Source organism: Streptomyces sp. NBC_00829, assembly GCF_045161795.1.
GTDB lineage: Bacteria > Actinomycetota > Actinomycetes > Streptomycetales > Streptomycetaceae > Streptomyces.
Window position 1 is genome coordinate 189477 of record NZ_CP108867.1, and the last position, 16884, is coordinate 206360.

The 16884-nt window shown below is 68.3% G+C and carries 11 protein-coding genes and 1 pseudogene; 8 read left to right on the forward strand and 4 right to left on the reverse strand.

Annotated features, from left to right (window positions below; genetic code table 11):
- Positions 1-218 precede the first annotated feature (218 nt).
- Entirely contained in the window at positions 219-1241 is a 1023-nt protein-coding gene (locus tag OG293_RS00775) for a LacI family DNA-binding transcriptional regulator (RefSeq protein ID WP_405996779.1), read from the reverse strand.
- Between the two features lie 159 nt (positions 1242-1400).
- Between OG293_RS00775 and OG293_RS00780 the strand changes: the two genes are divergently transcribed.
- The 4 genes from OG293_RS00780 to OG293_RS00795 all read left to right on the forward strand — a co-directional run bounded on the left by OG293_RS00780 (position 1401) and on the right by OG293_RS00795 (position 6941).
- Positions 1401-2678, forward strand: coding sequence for an ABC transporter substrate-binding protein (locus OG293_RS00780; protein ID WP_405996780.1), 1278 nt, complete (start codon positions 1401-1403; stop codon positions 2676-2678).
- An 83-nt stretch (positions 2679-2761) separates the two neighbouring features.
- Complete coding sequence (locus OG293_RS00785; RefSeq protein WP_405996781.1) at positions 2762-3652, forward strand: carbohydrate ABC transporter permease; 891 nt, start codon at positions 2762-2764, stop codon at positions 3650-3652.
- A complete protein-coding gene (locus tag OG293_RS00790; RefSeq protein ID WP_405996782.1) occupies positions 3649-4536 on the forward strand; it encodes a carbohydrate ABC transporter permease in 888 nt (295 codons plus the stop codon). Before OG293_RS00785 ends, OG293_RS00790 begins: the two co-directional genes overlap by 4 nt.
- The gene (locus OG293_RS00795) at positions 4533-6941 is read left to right on the forward strand and encodes a hypothetical protein (RefSeq protein WP_405996783.1); all 2409 of its coding nucleotides are present in this window, start codon (positions 4533-4535) and stop codon (positions 6939-6941) included. The genes OG293_RS00790 and OG293_RS00795 overlap by 4 nt, the downstream gene beginning before the upstream one ends.
- Positions 6942-7132: 191 nt before the next feature.
- Here OG293_RS00795 and OG293_RS00800 read toward each other — a convergent pair whose 3' ends face one another.
- Positions 7133-7345 (reverse strand): hypothetical protein, encoded by a 213-nt coding sequence (locus OG293_RS00800; RefSeq protein ID WP_406003845.1) that lies wholly within the window; start codon positions 7343-7345, stop codon positions 7133-7135.
- 10 nt (positions 7346-7355) lie between these two features.
- On the opposite strand from OG293_RS00800, the gene OG293_RS00805 reads away from it, so the two are divergent.
- The 3 genes from OG293_RS00805 (at position 7356) to OG293_RS00815 (ending at position 11874) form a co-directional block, all read left to right on the forward strand.
- The gene (locus tag OG293_RS00805) at positions 7356-7964 is read left to right on the forward strand and encodes a type I phosphomannose isomerase catalytic subunit (protein ID WP_406003466.1); all 609 of its coding nucleotides are present in this window, start codon (positions 7356-7358) and stop codon (positions 7962-7964) included.
- Positions 7965-8267: 303 nt separating this feature from the next.
- Complete coding sequence (locus OG293_RS00810; RefSeq protein ID WP_405996784.1) at positions 8268-11123, forward strand: glycosyl hydrolase family 95 catalytic domain-containing protein; 2856 nt, start codon at positions 8268-8270, stop codon at positions 11121-11123.
- Positions 11124-11157: 34 nt separating this feature from the next.
- Positions 11158-11874: an FKBP-type peptidyl-prolyl cis-trans isomerase gene (locus tag OG293_RS00815; protein WP_405996785.1), complete on the forward strand. Its 717-nt coding sequence runs from the start codon at positions 11158-11160 to the stop codon at positions 11872-11874.
- A gap of 1133 nt (positions 11875-13007) precedes the next feature.
- Here the strand turns inward: OG293_RS00815 and OG293_RS00820 are convergent.
- Positions 13008-13808, reverse strand: a pseudogene (locus tag OG293_RS00820) (IS701 family transposase); the annotation flags it as partial.
- Between the two features lie 3 nt (positions 13809-13811).
- Here OG293_RS00820 and OG293_RS00825 point away from each other — a divergent pair.
- Positions 13812-13976, forward strand: a complete 165-nt coding sequence (locus OG293_RS00825; protein WP_406003467.1) for a DUF397 domain-containing protein — start codon at positions 13812-13814, stop codon at positions 13974-13976.
- A 355-nt stretch (positions 13977-14331) separates the two neighbouring features.
- Here OG293_RS00825 and OG293_RS00830 read toward each other — a convergent pair whose 3' ends face one another.
- Positions 14332-16875 carry an ATP-binding protein gene (locus OG293_RS00830; protein ID WP_406003468.1) on the reverse strand — a complete coding sequence of 848 codons (2544 nt, stop codon included), beginning with the start codon at positions 16873-16875 and terminating at the stop codon, positions 14332-14334.
- Positions 16876-16884: the final 9 nt, after the last annotated feature.

The window sequence follows — 16884 nt, forward strand, 5'->3', positions numbered from 1 at the left end:
GTTGTCGCGTGGGCGGAACCGGGTGTGGTGGTCCACGGGTGGTGGTCCATCGGTCCACTTTGCCGGGGACGCGGGGACGGTGGGCGAGACGGCAGGGCGACTGACAGCCTGAGGCGGCAGCGAGATAACGTTATCGCACTCAAGATGGGGCAGCCGACTCCTGCCTGTCAAGTGAGAAGTTCGACCGCGGAGCGGCGCGGGCGGACAGAGCCCAGGGCTCAGGAGCGCAGTTCGCCTGAACCACGGATCGTCATCGAAACCGGTACGACGACGGTCTTGACCGGTCGCGCCGGCTCCGCGATCCGGGCGCGCAGCAGCTCGACCGCGGTGGCCCCTATCCGGGCGGTGTCCTGGGCGACGACGGTCAGCGCCGGGCGCAACAGGTCTGCCAGCGGCACGTCGTCGAAGCCGACGATCGGCAGCCGGGTGGCTTCCGGGCCGAGGCGACGCAGGACTGCGAGGGTGGTGTCCATATTGCCGGTGACCAGCGCCGTCGCCGGGTCGGGGCCGTGCAGTACGGCGTCCAGGGCCGCGCCCACCCGCTCGGCGGTGATCTCGCCGGGGTGAACCAGGTCGCCGACCGGCTCCCCGTGCGCGAGCAGGCAGGCACGGAAGGCAGCGGCACGTTCGCGGCCGGAGAACACGCGCTCGTCGTCGCCGATGTAGGCGATGCGGCGGTGCCCGTGCCGGCGGAGGTGGTGGAACGCCATACCGATGCCGGCGGCGTTGTCGGACATCACGGTATCCACGGACACGCCGCTCAGCGGCCGGTCCATGGCCACCAGAGGCAGGCCCGCCGCAAGCTCCGGTTCCAGGTAGGAGTGGCTCTCGCCGATCGGCTCGACGATGATCCCGTCCAGTCGCTGGCGGCACATGGAGATCAGGATGTCGTGCTCGCGCTGCTCGTCGAAGTCCGTGGAGGAGGCCAGCAGTGTGAGCCCGCCCTCACGGGCGGCCCGCTCGATGGCGGCCAAGGCCGGGTTCACCTCAGCGATGCGCCGCACCGCAGCACCGATCGTGTCGCTGACTCCTGTCCGCAGCTGCCGCGCCCGCTCGTCCGGGCGGAAGTTCAGGGCCTTGATCGCGGCCTTGATCCTGGCCACGTACTCAGGGCCCACGGTCGGGTCGTTGTTGACCACACGGGACACCGTGCGCAACGCCACCCCGGCCTCCCGCGCCACGTCGACCATGGTCGGCCGTTTGGACCGCGCGCGGGCGTTGCCCCCCTGCGCTGCACTCATCCGTACCTCTTTCGTCTCAGAAAACGTTGTCCGGCCTCTTGACTCGAAGCCGCAACGTGAACTTATTCTCGCGATAACGTTATTCCCCTGGTGCTCCGGCGTCGAATCCGCCCCCTCCATCCGCCGGATCCGCATCATCACGCTCCTGGAGAAACCCTCATGAGACGCAATCGTCTGATCACAGCCTGTTTCGCTTCAGGACTCGCTCTGGTCGCCGCGTGCTCCGCTCCCAACGCCACCGGTTCGAAGAACGGCGGCACCTCCCTCACCTACATGACGTTCGAGAGCCCGAGTCTGACCTCGACGTTCTGGGACGCCTCGATCAAACACGCCGAGAGCCAGGCTCCGGGCGTGACGATCAGGAAGCTCGTCGCCCCCGGCGGGGACCGTGACGCCTACGCCAAGCAACTGCAGGCATCCGGCCAGTTCCCCGACCTGCTGCAGTCGATCACGCCGTCGACCTTCGCCCCCGCCGGGCTCCTGCGCCCGTACGACCAGGCGTGGGTGAACGCCAACTTCCTCATGCCCCAGGGCAATGCCCTCAAGGGCAAGGTCTACATCCCGCCGACCAACTCCCAGATCATCCCCGAGGTGTTCTACAACAAGAAGCTGTTCGCCAAGGCCGGTATCGCGGCACCGCCGAAGACCTGGTCAGAGTTCATGAACGACTGCGCCAGGCTGAAAGCGGCCGGTATCACGCCGATCGAGCTCGGCGGCGGCGACCCGTTCGCGGCATCGATGCCCCTGGTCGGCATCATCTCGGCGGACGTGTTGGGCAAGAACCCCAAGTGGCTGCAGGAGCGCTACGCCGGCAAGGTCAAGTTCACCGACGACGACGTCGTGGCGGCGGCGACCAAGTACCGCACGATGGTCAAGAAGGGCTACTTCGAGGACGGTGCTCTGGGTGTCAAGTACGCCGACTCGATCACCAACTTCACGTCGGGCAAGACCGCGATGTACATGATGGGCAGCTGGTTCCTCGGCTCGGTGCCCAAGGACCATGCCAACGACTTCGGCGCGTTCCTCGTGCCCACCGACAACGGCTCGCAGGTCGTGCCGTTCGCGGTCGGCGGTTCGATGGCTATCAGCAACAAGGCACCGGACGTGGCCAAGGCGACGAAGTTCGCCCAGGCGTGGTCGCTGGACCCGGGCAACCTCAAGGCGCTGATCGAGGGCGACGGGGCGTTCCCGATGCTCAAGGACAAGAAGCTGGCCGACTACAACGTCAATGTCACAAGGGTCTACAAGGACTCCTACGCCTACGTCACGGACCAGAACACCAAGGTCTCGTCGTTCGGCTGGGCCACCAACGACGACGCGATGCCCTCGGGCCTCAACGACGCCTTCTACGCCGCCAGCCAGGCCCTGTACAGCTCCGACGATGTCCGCGGCCCGCTGGCCAAGCTCGACGCCGCCTGGGACTCGGCAACCAAGTAACCCTCTGACCGTCAGCGACCGGGGAGGAGGGCCTGACGCCGGCCTCCCCTCCTGGCCCGACCCCACAAACGAGGAAAGACGCCATGCGAACCCGTGATCGCCGCCTTCGCGGCGACCCAGGACTGACCGTGATCGCGGTTGCCGCACTAGGCCTGTACGTCTGCTTCATCATCGTCCCGGCGCTGATGAGCGCATGGCGAAGCCTGACCAACGAGAACCCCCTGCTGACCCACTCCGACTTCGTCGGGCTGGGCAACTACCGCGAGCTGGCGCACGACGACGCGCTGGCGTCAAGCCTCACGTTCACCCTGACCCTGGCCGCCGCGGTCACCATCGTCGCCAACGCCGCCGGCATCGGTTTCGCGATGCTGCTGAACCGCACCTCACTGAGCTACCGCGCGATGCGCGCCGTGGCGTTCCTGCCGCAGATCATCTCCGGGGTGATCGTCGCCTTCGTCTGGCGCTCCATCCTGGCCCAGGATGGGCTCCTGAACAGCATGCTGATCAATCTGGGCCTGATCGACAAGCCGGTCAGCTGGCTGGGAACGCCTCCTCTGGCGATGCTGTCCGTCGGGATCGTCACCGCCTGGGTGCTCACGGGCTTCACCACAGTCGTCCACCTGGCGGCGCTGCAGTCCATCCCGACCGAGCTCTACCAGGCCGCGACCGTGGACGGCGCCGGACGGTGGCGCAAGTTCACCGCGATCACCTTCCCGATGCTGGCCCCGGGGACGACCATCAGCGTCACCATCTCGATGATCACGATGCTCAAGCTCTACGACATCATCGCGGCCCTCACCTCCGGCGGACCCGCGGACTCCACGCAGTCCATCGCGCTCTACATCATCAAGCTCGCCTTCACCGAGAACCGTTTCGGGTACGCCTCGGCGGTCGCCATGCTCCTGCTCCTGCTGTCCTGCGTGATCTCCCTGACCGTCACTGGGCTGCTGCGCCGCCGGGAGGTCGACCTGTGAGCGCCGTACTGGAAAGCACCACCGCCACGACAGCTGCCCCCGCCCGCAGAACGCTCCGCGGCCTCCTCGGCTCGCGGATCCGCCTCGCAGCCGTCCTCGCCCTCACTCTGGCCTTCGTCGCACCGCTCTACCTGGCGCTGGTCAACGCCTTCAAGACGACCGACCAGATCGCCCGGAATCCCGTGGCTCCACCGGTCCCACCGACGCTGTCCAACCTGAGTGACGCCCTGAACCGTCCCGACCAGATCATCCAGGTAGGACTGGTCAACAGCGCCATCACCGTCGTTGCCTCGATCGCCCTGATCGTCCCCCTGGGCGCGGCCTTCAGCTTCTGGCTCTCACGCCGCGGAGCACGCCTTCGCCGCGTCGTGCTGGCCGTGTTCTCCGCCGGACTGATGATCCCCCCGACCGTCGTGCTGCTGCCGACGATCAAGATCCTGAGCTGGCTGGGGCTTGACCACACCTACGCCGGGCTGATCCTCGCCAACGTCGGTGGCGGTTACCTGTCGTTCGCGGTCTTCGTCTACTCCGGTTTCCTGCGGTCCATCCCCGGCGAGATCATCGAAGCCGCCGCAATGGACGGTGCGAAGACGCTGCGCATCTGGTGGACGATCGTCATGCCCCTGCTGCGCCCGGCCACCGCCACCGTGACGATCTTCCTGGCGCTGTGGATCTGGAACGACTTCATGAACCCGCAGTTCATCCTCGGACCGCTGCACGGCCAGACCATCACGACGGCGCTGTACTTCTCACTCGGCCAGTTCTCCACCAACTACGCGCAGATGTTCGGCGTCATGTTCCTGGCCGCCGCCGTGCCGGTGGCTGGCTACCTGTTCCTGCAGAAGCAGTTCATCTCCGGCCTCACCTCAGGAGCCACCAAATGACGACGGGCGACATCGGTATCGAGGAGATCCTGGTCCTGCACCACAGCCATCTCGACGTCGGCTACACGCACTCGCAGCCGGTCCTGTGGCAGTTGCAGAACGAGTACGTCGACGAGGCGATCGACTGGCTGGAACGGACCGCGGACCTGCCCGAGGACTCCCGGCCCAGGTGGACGTGCGAGGCGACCGAGCCGGTCCTGCGCTGGCTGACGGAATCCTCGCCGAAGCAGCTGGCCCGCTTCACGAAGCTGTGCCGACAGGGCCGCATCGGACTGGCCGCGCTGCGCTGGCACGTCTCGGCGCTGGTGGACCGGCCGGGCATGCGGCGACTGCTCGACGGAAAGAAGCGGCTGGAGGACATCGTCGGCACGTCCATCCAGGTCGCCTGTCAGCACGACGTCAACGGAGTCCCATGGCCGCTCGCGGACGAACTCCTGGACGCCGGCGTTGACCTGTTCGTCATGGCCGTCAACGGCCACCTCGGCCGTACCGTGCAGCCGCGGCCCGGACTCTTCGGCTGGGAGGCACCCTCCGGCCGGGTCCTGCGCGTCTTCAACGGCAACCACTACACGATGTTCGACCAGATACTCAACGCCTGGGACGACTCGGTGGAGCGGATGCGGGCCGGCTGGCAGGAGTACCAGCAACAGCTGCGCCGCATCGGCTACTCACTGCCGTTCTTCTACCTCACCTCCACCTGCTCGCCGATCATGTGGGACAACGCGCCCCCGAACCCCTACATGCCGAACCTGATCCAGCGGTGGAACGAACAGCAGGCCGGGCCAGTGATCCGCTACGCGACCTTCGACGACCTGCGCGAGCGGGTCCGGAAGGTACCCGACAGTGACATCCCGATCCTGCGCGGCGACTGGACCGACTACTGGAGCTTCGGCTACGGCAGCACACCCGTGGCCACCGCCGTCAACCAGCGCTCCAAGCCCCTGATCGCCGCCGCCGAGACCCTCGGTGCCCCCGCCGAGACGATCCGGCAGGCTGCCGACCACGTGGACATCTTCGACGAGCACACCTGGAGCTACTGGGACACGGATCCTGCCAACCCCCAGGCCCAGTCCATCGAAGTGATCAAGCAGGCAGCCGCCCACACAGGCCACGAGATCGCCAGCCTGGCCGTCATGGACGCCCTGGAGCGGCTCGCCGGCAACCCGCCCGCCGACAAGGGCATCGGCGGAGTTCTGGTGTGCAACCCCACCCCGTACCGTACCGAGGCGGCACTCGACCTGCCCGCCGCCTGGTTCGACGAGACGTCGCCCGCCACCGAGCGGACCTACCGTGCGAGCCGGATGACCTACGAGAACCGGCCCTGGCGGACGCCGCCGCCCGACGAGCGGCGCCGATACCTTGGCACCATCGCCCTGGAACCGCTCTCGTGGCGGGTCATCGGCCGTGAGGACCTGCCCGCCCCCAGCCCCGCCGGCCGTCTTACCCACCAGGTCATTGAGGAGACCGGATCGGCCCGCGAGCTGAACTTCGTCGCCGCCATCAGCCGTACCGCCGCAACCGGCCGGATCGAATCGCCCTTCCACACCCTCACCTACGCCCCGGACTCCGGCCGCATCACCTCCCTCGCCGACCGACGCACCGGACGCGAGATCCTCAGCCCCCGCGCGGGCATGGACCTGCTCTCCATCGTCCGGGAACGTCCCGATCCGCTGGTGGACGGCACCCGCCGCGCCTACTACCAGCGCAACCTCGACAAGGAGAAGATCGACGAGTCCTGCTGGAACGGCTGGGCCCGGACCTACGACTACGCCACCCGCGTCGCTGACTGCAGCGTCGAGGAACGGCCCGGGAAGCTCCGCCTCGAGCGCCGCTTCGAGGCACCCGGGCTCACCCACCTGGTCCAGCGTCTCACCTTCAGCGCCACGGACCCGGTCATCGGCATCGAGACCGAGATCGAGTTCGCCGGCGACTCGTCGCCGACCGGCACCTATCTCGCCCTGCCGCTGGCCATGGACAAGAACTGGAACGCCGCCTTCGACACGGCGGGCCGGACGGTCAATCTCGACACGGACCAGCTCCCCGGTGCCTCCCGGGCCTGGGTGACGACACAGTCGATGGCCGCGATGTGGGACGAACACGGCGCGGTCGTGCTGCTCACCCCCGACGTGCCGCTGGTCCAGTTCGGTGACTTCCACTTCGGTCCACCGCTCGACGCCGTGCCCCGTCCCCGCGACCCACTGCTGCTGAGCTGGGTCGCCAACAACTACTGGGATACCAACTACCCGCAGATCCAGCGAGGCCGAATAACCCTCCGACACGGACTGCTCACCCTTGCCACCCCCGACTTCGCCGCGATCGAGGAACATTCGACGAAGATCCGCAACCCGATCCTCACCTGGCCGGTAACGACAGGTAGCCGAGCGCCGTCGGAAGGCACGCTCTGACGGTCGGGCACAGGCGCGCCCTTGCCGCAACACCCCAAGCCGCGAGGGCGCGTACGGACAACCACGCGCCCTCGCCGACCCTCACCCATGCCGACCGCACACCATCCGCCCCTTCCGCAGGCCCTGCGGAACCACATCGAACAACGCGGGGCCGCCGCGGCCGACATCGCACGGAGGCCGAGACCGAATCCTCAGGGAGGCAACATGACCGCACGACCGAGCCCGCGACGGCTGAGACGGACCGACAGCGCGGCCACCGTCGCGGCGATGGTCACGGCGCGGTCGACCACCACTGCGTCCGCCCTCGTCGACACCGCCACCGCCGGCCACGCGCCGCGCATCGTCCAGCGGTACCAGCACGCGTGGATGTCACCGACCGTCAATCTGACCAGCGGCAAGACCACCGACGCCCCGATGCGGACCGCGGCCTACCCGTCGGATCCGTCCGCCTTCGGCAACGGCACTGACAGAACTCCCCTCAACCTCGTCGAATCCGATACCGCCCTGCCACTCGGCCCTGACCGCCCACGACTGCCATTCCTGCTCAAGGTCCTGGCGGTCAAGCACCCGCTCTCACTCCAGGTCAACCCCGAGACGGAACAGGCCGTCGCCGGGGACGCCCGGGAGGAAGCCGCCGGTCTCGCCCCCCACGAACCGCGCAGTCCGCACCGCTGCCGCCACGCACCGACCTTCGCGGTGCCTGGACGGCGAGCTCACCCAGGCGTCCCCGGACGACATGGGCGTCGTCGCCTCGATGCTGCCCAATCCTTTGGAGTTCCAGCTGGGGCAGGCTCTCCACCTGGCCGGACGCATCATCCACGTCCACCTACACGGCACCTGCGTATCGAGATCACGGTCGACTCGGACAACGTGCAACGCGGCGGCCCCACCCCGAAATACGTCGACGTCGCCGGCTTGTCGCGACCACCGACTTCCATCTCACCCGTCCTGAGCCGCGCGGCCCGGAGCCCCTCGCGAACGGCGGCGAGAGCCACCCCGCCCCCGCGCCCCGGTTCCACCTGACCCGCCACCGGCTCGGCGGGCCCGAACGGCGCGCGCTCTCCCACCCCGGTCCCGGCATCGTCCTCTGCGTGTCCGATCTCCGTGCGCAGAGTCGGCATCCGGATGCCCCTCCCCCAGGACAGGCAGATTCCTCCTCCCGCACAACGGCGGCCCGGCCGGCCTTGACGGCCCCGGCCTCGCCGTCCACACGGTCCCCGTCGCCGTGGCGGCATGACTATCCCAAACAACGCTGTCCACTCGTTTCAGACATCGCCTCGTGCCACTACCGGCACCGCGGCTTCCCCACCCTCAAAGGAGAGGCAGATGACACATCAGCACGCGGGCGCGCGGCGCCCCGACAGGAGAACCGTTCTCACCGGAGCAGTGGCCATGGCCGGCGCGACCGCGCTGACAGCAATCCCGGCGCCGGCACTCGCGGAGTCCACCGGAGACCGCCCGGCCACACTCGCTGGGCCGCTCACGAATGCCCAGCGCTGGCAGCGGCTGCGGGACAAGCTCTCAAAGATCACGGGCGAGTGGACGGACGAGACCTACCGGGGCGCGATTTCCACCACGATGCCCAACACCGCCCTGCTCGGCAACGGCGACGTCGGTGTCACCTCCGGTGGCCGCACTGGAGAGAAGACGTTCTACATCTCCAAGAGCGACTTCTGGAACGCCAACCCCGAGCCCCGGCCCTTGCCGATCGGCGGCGTGACCCTGAAGTCCGCCACGCCGCCGCCGAATGCGGACCTCGCGCTGGGCGCCACCGCGACCGCAAGCTCGGTGGAGGGATCCAACACCCCCAACCGGGCCGTTAACGACCAGTGGACGGCCGGATACGAGGGCTGGGTCTCCAGCATCGGCAAACCGCAGTGGATCGCCCTCGACCTCGGCACCCAGCAAACCATCGCCCGCTTCATCATCCGCAACGACGAGGCCGCCCGCCCCGGCAACGAGGACCACACAACCAAGGACCTCAAGATCCAGACCAGCGCCAACGGCTCCAACTGGACCGATGTGCAGACCATCACCGGCAACACCGATGCTGTCATCGACCGCGACCTCGCCACCCTGCTGACCACGCGCTATGTGCGTCTGTACATCACCGAACCGACCCAGGGCACCACGGACGACTCCCTCCGGAACCCCCGCGCGCGCATCGGCCAGATCCAGCTCTTCGCGCAGCCGAAGAGCGCACAGGGCCAGGGCCCCTCCGACAGGGATCCCTTCCATGAGGTCCAGCACATCCTCGACGCCCGAATCACCACCGCGGTGGTGATGGGTGGCGTCCCGCTGAAGCTGGAGACGTGGCTGTCCGCCGAGAAGAACCTCCTGGTCACCACGGTGACTTCGCGCGGCTCGCAGCCAGTGGAACTCGTCGCGCAGACCTGGGCCGGCGCCGGCGGCGGAGCCAACCCCGCCTACCCGGCCACCTCCGGCGTCAGCGGTGGCACAGCCTGGGCGCAGCGCTCCACCGCGCCCGGCGCCAGCTGGGTCTCGACCGGGGCGCTGGCCACGCGGGTCCTCGGCGCCACTACGAAGTCGCCCACGTCCTCCGGAGCCACCGCGAGCACCGTGTTCACCCTCGCCCCTGGCCGCACCGCCACGATTGTCACCGCTGTCTCCGGCGGAGGACAGAACCCCACCGGTGTGCATGCCTCCGCTGTCCGGGCGGTCCGCTCCGTGTGCGCCTCCGGCATGGCCGAACTCCGTGACCGCCACGTCGACTGGTGGAAGCGGTACTGGCTGGCCTCTAGCATTGACATCGGCCGACCGGTGCTGGAGCGATACTACTACGCCGCACAGTACTTCATCGGCTCGGCTAGCCGTCCGGGCAAGGTCGCCCCCGGCCTCTACGGCGTCTGGACCACCACGGACCAGGCAGGGTGGCATGGCGACTTCCACCTGAACTACAACGCCATGGCCCCGTTCTACGGCGTCTACTCCAGTAACCGGCCCGAGTTGGCGCTGCCCTTCTACGATGTCATCCTCGACTACGTGCCCGAAGCACGGCGCAGGGCCCGCCAGGACTTGTCCCGGGTGAAGTCCGACTACGTGGCGAAGCGGTTCCCGAGCGGAGGCATGCCCGACGGTGTGCTCTTCCCGGTTGGCATCGGTCCGTACGGTTCGACTACCGACGACAACTACCTCCAGCAGGTCTCCGATTCTCTGTTCGCAGCCACACAGTTCTGCGCGTACTGGGAGTACACCCGCGACCGGACCTTCCTGCGCGACAAGGCGTATCCCTATCTGAAGCTGGTGGCGGCGTTCTTCCAGAACTGGTTGGAGTGGAACGCCGGTTCAGGGCGGTACGAGATGTGGAGCGGCCCGCACGAGGGTACATGGGGCAAGAACTCCTCCCCGGACATCGGCATGCTCAAGCAGACCCTGCGCACCCTTGTCGAGGCGAGCCACGAGCTGGACACCCACGCCGCCGAACGGCGTACGTGGCAGCGCCTTCTGGATCGTCTGCCGGCGCAGCCGACCACCGTCTACAAGGGTGTGCCGGTCTACTCGCTGGTCGAGCCGGGCACGATGCAGGGCGAGGACACCCGCGACATCCGGCCCGGAGACAACACGGTGAACCTGGAGTTCATCCACCCCGCCGAAGCGCTGGGCATCACCTCTCCAGCGGCCGAACGGAAGATCGCGGTGGACACGGTGGACGTGATGAACTCCTGGGGGCAGAACAACAGCTTCCCGAAGGTCTTCACCCAGGCCGCCCGGGTCGGCTACCCGGCCGCCTCTCTCATCCAGCACTTCGAGGACATCATCCAGCGGACGGTGGCGCCGAATCTGCGCATAGCCGACCCGTACCACGGGATTGAGAAGTCCGGCTCCACCGAAGCGGTGCACAGTATGCTCGTGCAGAGCTTCGACGGCACGATGGTGCTCTTCCCGGTCTGGCCGCTCGACCAGGACGCGTCCTTCGACCGGCTGCTGCTGCCTGGGGCCTTCGAAGTCTCTGCGGCACTGACCGACGGCGCCGTCGCCTACGTCCAGGTCACCAGCAGAGTCGGCGGCACTCTGCGGCTGAGAAACCCCTGGCCCGGTGAAAACCGTCCGACGGTGACCGGCGCGAACGGCCGTACCGTCGGATTCTCCATCAAGCACGACATCATCTCGGTGCGCACCCAGCGCGGCGTCAGCTACCGCGTCGTCCGCCCCCAGCACTGACCCGAACACGGCGGAGGATCCTGCCGCCCCCGAGGTGGGGTCCTCCGTCGTTCTGGGGCGGGGAGAGCCTGAGGGCTGGCTGGGGTACTGGCGGTTGCCGTCCTGGCCGAAGGTCTTCTCTGTAGGCCGCGGGGCGGTGATACCGGCGTTGGACCGCGCCGTTCAGGGGCAGCGGGTCGGCAGCCTGGTACTGGTGGTGGCCCCGCCGGCAGCCGCCTATGGCACGACAGGCAATCCCGGGCTGGGCGTCTCAGCCACCGACACAGTCGTCTTTGTCGTCGACGTCGCGAAGGTCATCGCCGCTGATTCCGTCGTCACTGGGCGGCAGCGTGCAGTGCCCGAGAACCTGCCTCAGGTTCAGGTCGGCCGTCCAGCCGCCACGATCGCCGTGCCCGACACCGCCCCGCCCAAGGGCCTAGTCTCGAGAACTCTGATCGACGGCTCGGGGGCCACTGTCAAGGCGGGCCAGACGGTGGTACTTCAGTACTCTCTCGCGGTCTGGAAGGCCAACCGCGGCAAGGACAAGGCGGAGCTCTTCGACTCGACAGAGTCTCAACGCGGCCCTGCCAGCGTGGTGATCGGCCGCGGGAACGTCCTCGAGGGATGGGACAAGGGATTGGTCGGGACGACGGTAGGCAGCCGGGTACTGCTTGTCGTCCCGCCAGATCTGGGCTACGGAACCCAGGCTCTCAAAGGCATCCCGGCTGACTCCACCCTCGTCTTCGTCTTCGACGTCCTGGCGGCTGCGTAAGGTTCGTGTGCCCGGCCTGGTCAAACGTGTTGACGGCCCCGGCAGTGTGCATACTGTCGGGGCCTTCTCCTGCGGGTCGTCAACGAACTACGAGTCGGCCGTTGCCTCGGCCGGACCGGCAGTTCGGCCGACTATCCTGTGCTCGCGCATACGCGCGATGAGGTTTCGCTGGGCCGGCCCACGACAGCCGTCACGCCCCCACGTAACCCGCGCAAGTGCCGGGCCAGGGTGTGGAGGTCGTTGGGGTCCTCCGGGCAGTCCGTGCAGAACGGCACCCGTTCGCGGGTGATGGCCGGGGAGTCGAGTGAGGAGATCGGGATGGTGACGGTGCTTGGCTCGCTCGGGTTGTCGCCCTCGATGCACAGTTCCTCGAACCAGCTGGATGGGTCGTCCATCGCGGGGTTGCCGATGGCAAGCATCGCCGCGTGGCCGCCAGTGAGCAGGTTGTTGGTGCCGTGGCCGATCGTCGGGGCGATACCGCCTGCCTCGTCGACGATGAGCAGAATGTGGGCCATATGGATTTCCTGCATCGCCGCCTCATCGTTTGCGGGCGCGGAGAAGCCGTACGCGGCAACGAAGTCGTGGCCTTGAGGGGTGGGCATCTTGTACTGGACGGTGTCGCAGTCGCCCGGCAGGCCGGCGCGTGGCACGACCTTGCGGATGTGCGGCCAGAGCTGCCGCTGCACCTGGCGGAACCGGGTGGCAGTGGTGATGCACAGGGCAGTGCCGACTGGATAGACGTTGGTGAACCAGACCGCGGCGCGTGCGGCGAGATGGGTCTTGCCGACGCCGAATCCGGCAGGGACTGCGACGCGGGTGTGGTCGACGATCGCGTCGAGGACGGCGCGCTGCTTCGACCACAGCGATTCGCCGAGGACATCTTCGACGAATCCCGATGGAGTGTCGCGCCACAGGCCGTACAAGGAGCCTGTCGCGCGTTCGACCTCCGTCATGACGAAGGCTCGCTCGCGGGGCGTGAAGTGCTGCTTGAAGGCGTTGCGGCGCTCGATGGGCGGCAGGCGCAGAAGGGGGTCAGCGATACTGGCGGCTTCTCGGGAGACGATGCCGGGCCGGGGGTGCTGCAGCTTGGACGCCGAGGGGGCCACGCGGCTGCGTGTCGGCTGCTCAGGCTGCGTACGGGACATCGATGATCTGGTAGAGGGTGAGTCCGGTGTGCCGGCTTGGGGACAGCCGCTGCTCGGTGAGGAAGGCGTGGGCGGCGGTGGCCAGGTGGCGTGGTGGTGCCAGCGGTTCCACGATCGGCCTTCGAAGTGGTCCAGGCCCAGGCCGTGCTTGAGTTCGCGGTAGTCGTGCTCGATGCGCCAGCGGATCTTTGCCAGGCGGACCAGTTCTGTGATGGGGGTGTCATCGGGCAGGCCGGACAGCCAGAACCGGGTCGGCTCGCTGTCGCTGTCGGGCCATTCGGCCAGGAGCCACACGTCGGGCAGGACACCGTCCCACTGGCCGTGTTCGGCGACCGCGGCGGCCTGGGCCAGGCGGCGGGGGCGCACGCCTGCCGGGCGGGGGCGCACTGCCAGGAAGCGGGAGGTCATCGGGCCGCGTGAGCCTTCTCGCCAGGTCACCTCGCGACAGGCCGCCGCTCCGGCGTCGGTCGCCAGTTCCGCCACCGCCACGGGCGGCTGCCGGCAGCGGAGCTGGAGTTTGCGACCGTTGCCCGGCCAGGGCGGAGCGATGGGGGCCGCGTTGCCGGGCTGGACAGCCAGATCCCCACGGATGCCGGCCACGTAGGGGATGTCCCGGCCAGCCAGCGCGTGGCGGAAGTCGGCGTTCTGGCCATATCCGGCGTCGGCCACCACCACCGGTGGGGTCAGACCCCATCCGGCCAGCTCGTCCAGTGTGTCCAGCGCGAGCCGCCACTTCTCCCGGTGCCCGATCGCCTCCGGCACCCCGGTAACACGGCGCCGCGCTGAATCCCCATCAGCGGGGGCAACGACAACTGCGTCGAGTTCGGCGTGATCGGCGACCTCACCGCCATGCGCGACTCCAAGCGCCCCGAGCAGGCCCCGCTCGTCTACACCCGCAGCGAGATCGCGGCCCTCCTGTCCGGCGCAAGGGCTGGAGCCTTCGACCACCTGGCCTGACGCAGCACCGGCCGTGCCCTACGGCCTTAGAAGACGGCGGCCGACCCCAGCGTCAGTGGGGTCGGCCGCCGTCGTCATCTTCCCAGACCACCGCAAGAGCGCAGGTGAGGCACATCGTCCTCGCGCCATACGCAGCCGTACGCTCGGCGGCGGTGGGGCGCGCTGGAGATGCGGTGTGCCAGCCGGGATGTCCGTTCTGTCCTATCGGTGCGCAGGGAGTGCGCGATCACTTCGAGCTCGTCCCGGGCAGGCGGCTCAGCGTCGTCCCGGTCTCATCGGTTCACCAGGACCCGTCCCCCACCGGGCGCATGGTCGGTCAGACAGAACAGCAGCGCTGCCCGCCCCGGTGGGCCCGTCATGTGACGGTCGACGCGGGGAGCTTGGTTGCGGACGGCCGTGAGTCGCCGGTGGTCGGCAGGGTGACAGTCATCGTGAGGCCCCCGCCGGGCGTGTCCTCCGCGGTCAGAGTCCCGCCGATCGCCTCGATGAAGCCGCGTGCCACTGCGAGTCCGAGACCGACTCCGGCACCACGGGGAGCGTCGCCGTAGCGCTGGAAGGGCTCGAAGATGCTGTCCTTGGCTTCGTCGGGCACGCCAGGGCCCCGGTCGACGACCCGCAGTTCGACGCGGTTGGCGAGGGCGCTGGCGGAGACGTGGACGGCCTGGCCTTCGGGGCTGTATTTGACGGCGTTCTCGACGATGTTGGCGACGGCTCGTTCGAGCAGTCCGCGGTCGACGGCGACCATCGGAAGGGTCTCGGGGATGTCGAGGTCGACGCTCCCCTCCGGCACGCCGCCCAGCGCCATCGGGACGACTTCGTCGAGGTCGGTCTCCCGGATGAGCGGGGTGACCGTTCCGGTCTGGAGGCGGGACATGTCCAGGAGGTTGCCCACGAGGTGGTCGAGGCGGTCGGCGCCCTCCTCGATTCCTGCGAGAAGCTCGTTCTGGTCCGTCTCGGACCATTCGACGTCGTCGGAGCGGAGCGAGGTGACGGCGGCCTTGATCCCGGCGAGAGGGGTGCGCAGGTCATGGCTGACGGCGGCGAGCAGAGCCGTGCGGATCTGATTGCCCTCGGCCAGTTCGCGGGCCTTCGTCGCCTCACCGACGAGCCGCTGACGGTCGAGTACGACGGCGGCCTGGGCGGCGAAGGCGCCGAGGACACGGCGGTCCTCGGCGGGGAGCGCCCGGCCCGACAGGGCAAGTGCCAAGGTGTCGTTGACGGGCATGTCGACATCCGCGTCATCCGGCCGCGTGACCGGATGGGTGCCCACTGCGGCGGTCGTCGACCAGGCGTCCACTTCGCTCGCGCGCTCCAACAGGGCCACGGAGTCCATGGCAAAGGTCTCACGGAGGCGCTCGAGCAGAGCGTCAAGGGAGTCCTCGCCGCGAAGGACGCTGCCGGCGAGGAAGGAGAGTGCCTCGGACTCGGCTCGCAGCCGGGCCGCTTGATGGGTGCGGCGCGCGGCGAGGTCGACGACGGAGGCCACGGAGACAGCCACGCTGACGAAGATCGCGATGGCCACGATGTTCTTGGGGTCGGCGATGGTCAACTGGTGCAGCGGCGGAGTGAAATAGTAGTTGAGGAGCAGGGAGCCGACCGCCGCCGATGCAAGCGCGGGCAGCAGACCGCCCAGGAGCGCTGCCGCCACCGTGCAGGTGAGGAAGAGCAGCATGTCGTTGGCCAGACCGAGGTCGGGCAGCGCTGTGTTGAGCATCAGGGTGAGCAGCGCCGGTCCCACGACGCCTACGAGCCAGCCCCAGATGATGCGCGAGCGCCCCAGACGGGCCCCGCGCGCGACGGGGAGTCCGCGGCCCTTGGCGGCCGCGTCGTGGGTGACCATGTGGACGTCCAGGTCCGGTCCGGACTCGCGGGCCACCGTGGCGCTGACGCCGGGGCTGAAGACGTACTGCCAGGCTTTGCGGCGGCTGACGCCGAGGACGATCTGGGTGGCGTTGACCCCCCGGGCGAATTCGAGGAGGGATTGCGGCACGTCCTCGCCGATGACGTGGTGGAACGTACCGCCGAGATCCTCCACCAGGGCGCGCTGAACGGCCAGCTCTTTGGGCGACGCCGAGGTCAGCCCGTCGCTGCGGGCGACGTAGACCGCGAGGACCTCGCCGCCTGCGCCCTTCTCCGCCAGCCGGGACGCACGGCGGATGAGCGTGCGCCCCTCGGGGCCACCGGTGAGGCCGACGACGATCCGCTCACGGGCCTGCCAGGTGGTGCGGATGTTGTGATCGCTCCGGTACTCCTGAAGGTACTCGTCGACCCGGTCGGCCACCCAGAGCAGGGCGAGTTCACGCAGGGCGGTGAGGTTGCCGGGGCGGAAGTAGTTCGACAGCGCCGCGTCGACCCTGTCCGGCTTGTAGATGTTGCCGTGCGCCATCCGCCGACGCAGTGCCTGCGGTGACATGTCGACCAGTTCGATCTGGTCGGCACGGCGGACCACCTCGTCCGGTACGGTCTCCCGCTGACGCACCCCGGTTATCGACTCGACCACATCACCGAGAGATTCAAGATGCTGGATGTTCACGGTGGAGATGACGTCGATGCCCGCCTGGAGCAGTTCTTCCACATCCTGCCAGCGCTTTGCGTTGCGCGAGCCGGGCACATTGGTGTGGGCGAGCTCGTCCACAAGGGCGACGGTGGGGCGCCGTTGCAGTACAGCGTCCACGTCCATTTCGGTGAAGGTGCTGTCCCGGTACTCGATTTCGCGGCGCCGCACGAGTTCGAGGCCGTGGAGCATGACCTCGGTGCGTGGCCGGTCATGGTGTTCGACGAAGCCGACGACGACGTCGGTGCCGCGCTCGATCCGACGGTGCGCCTCCGAAAGCATGGCGTAGGTCTTTCCGACGCCTGGTGCTGCGCCGAGGTAGATCCGAAGCTTGCCGCGTCCCATGATGCCGAC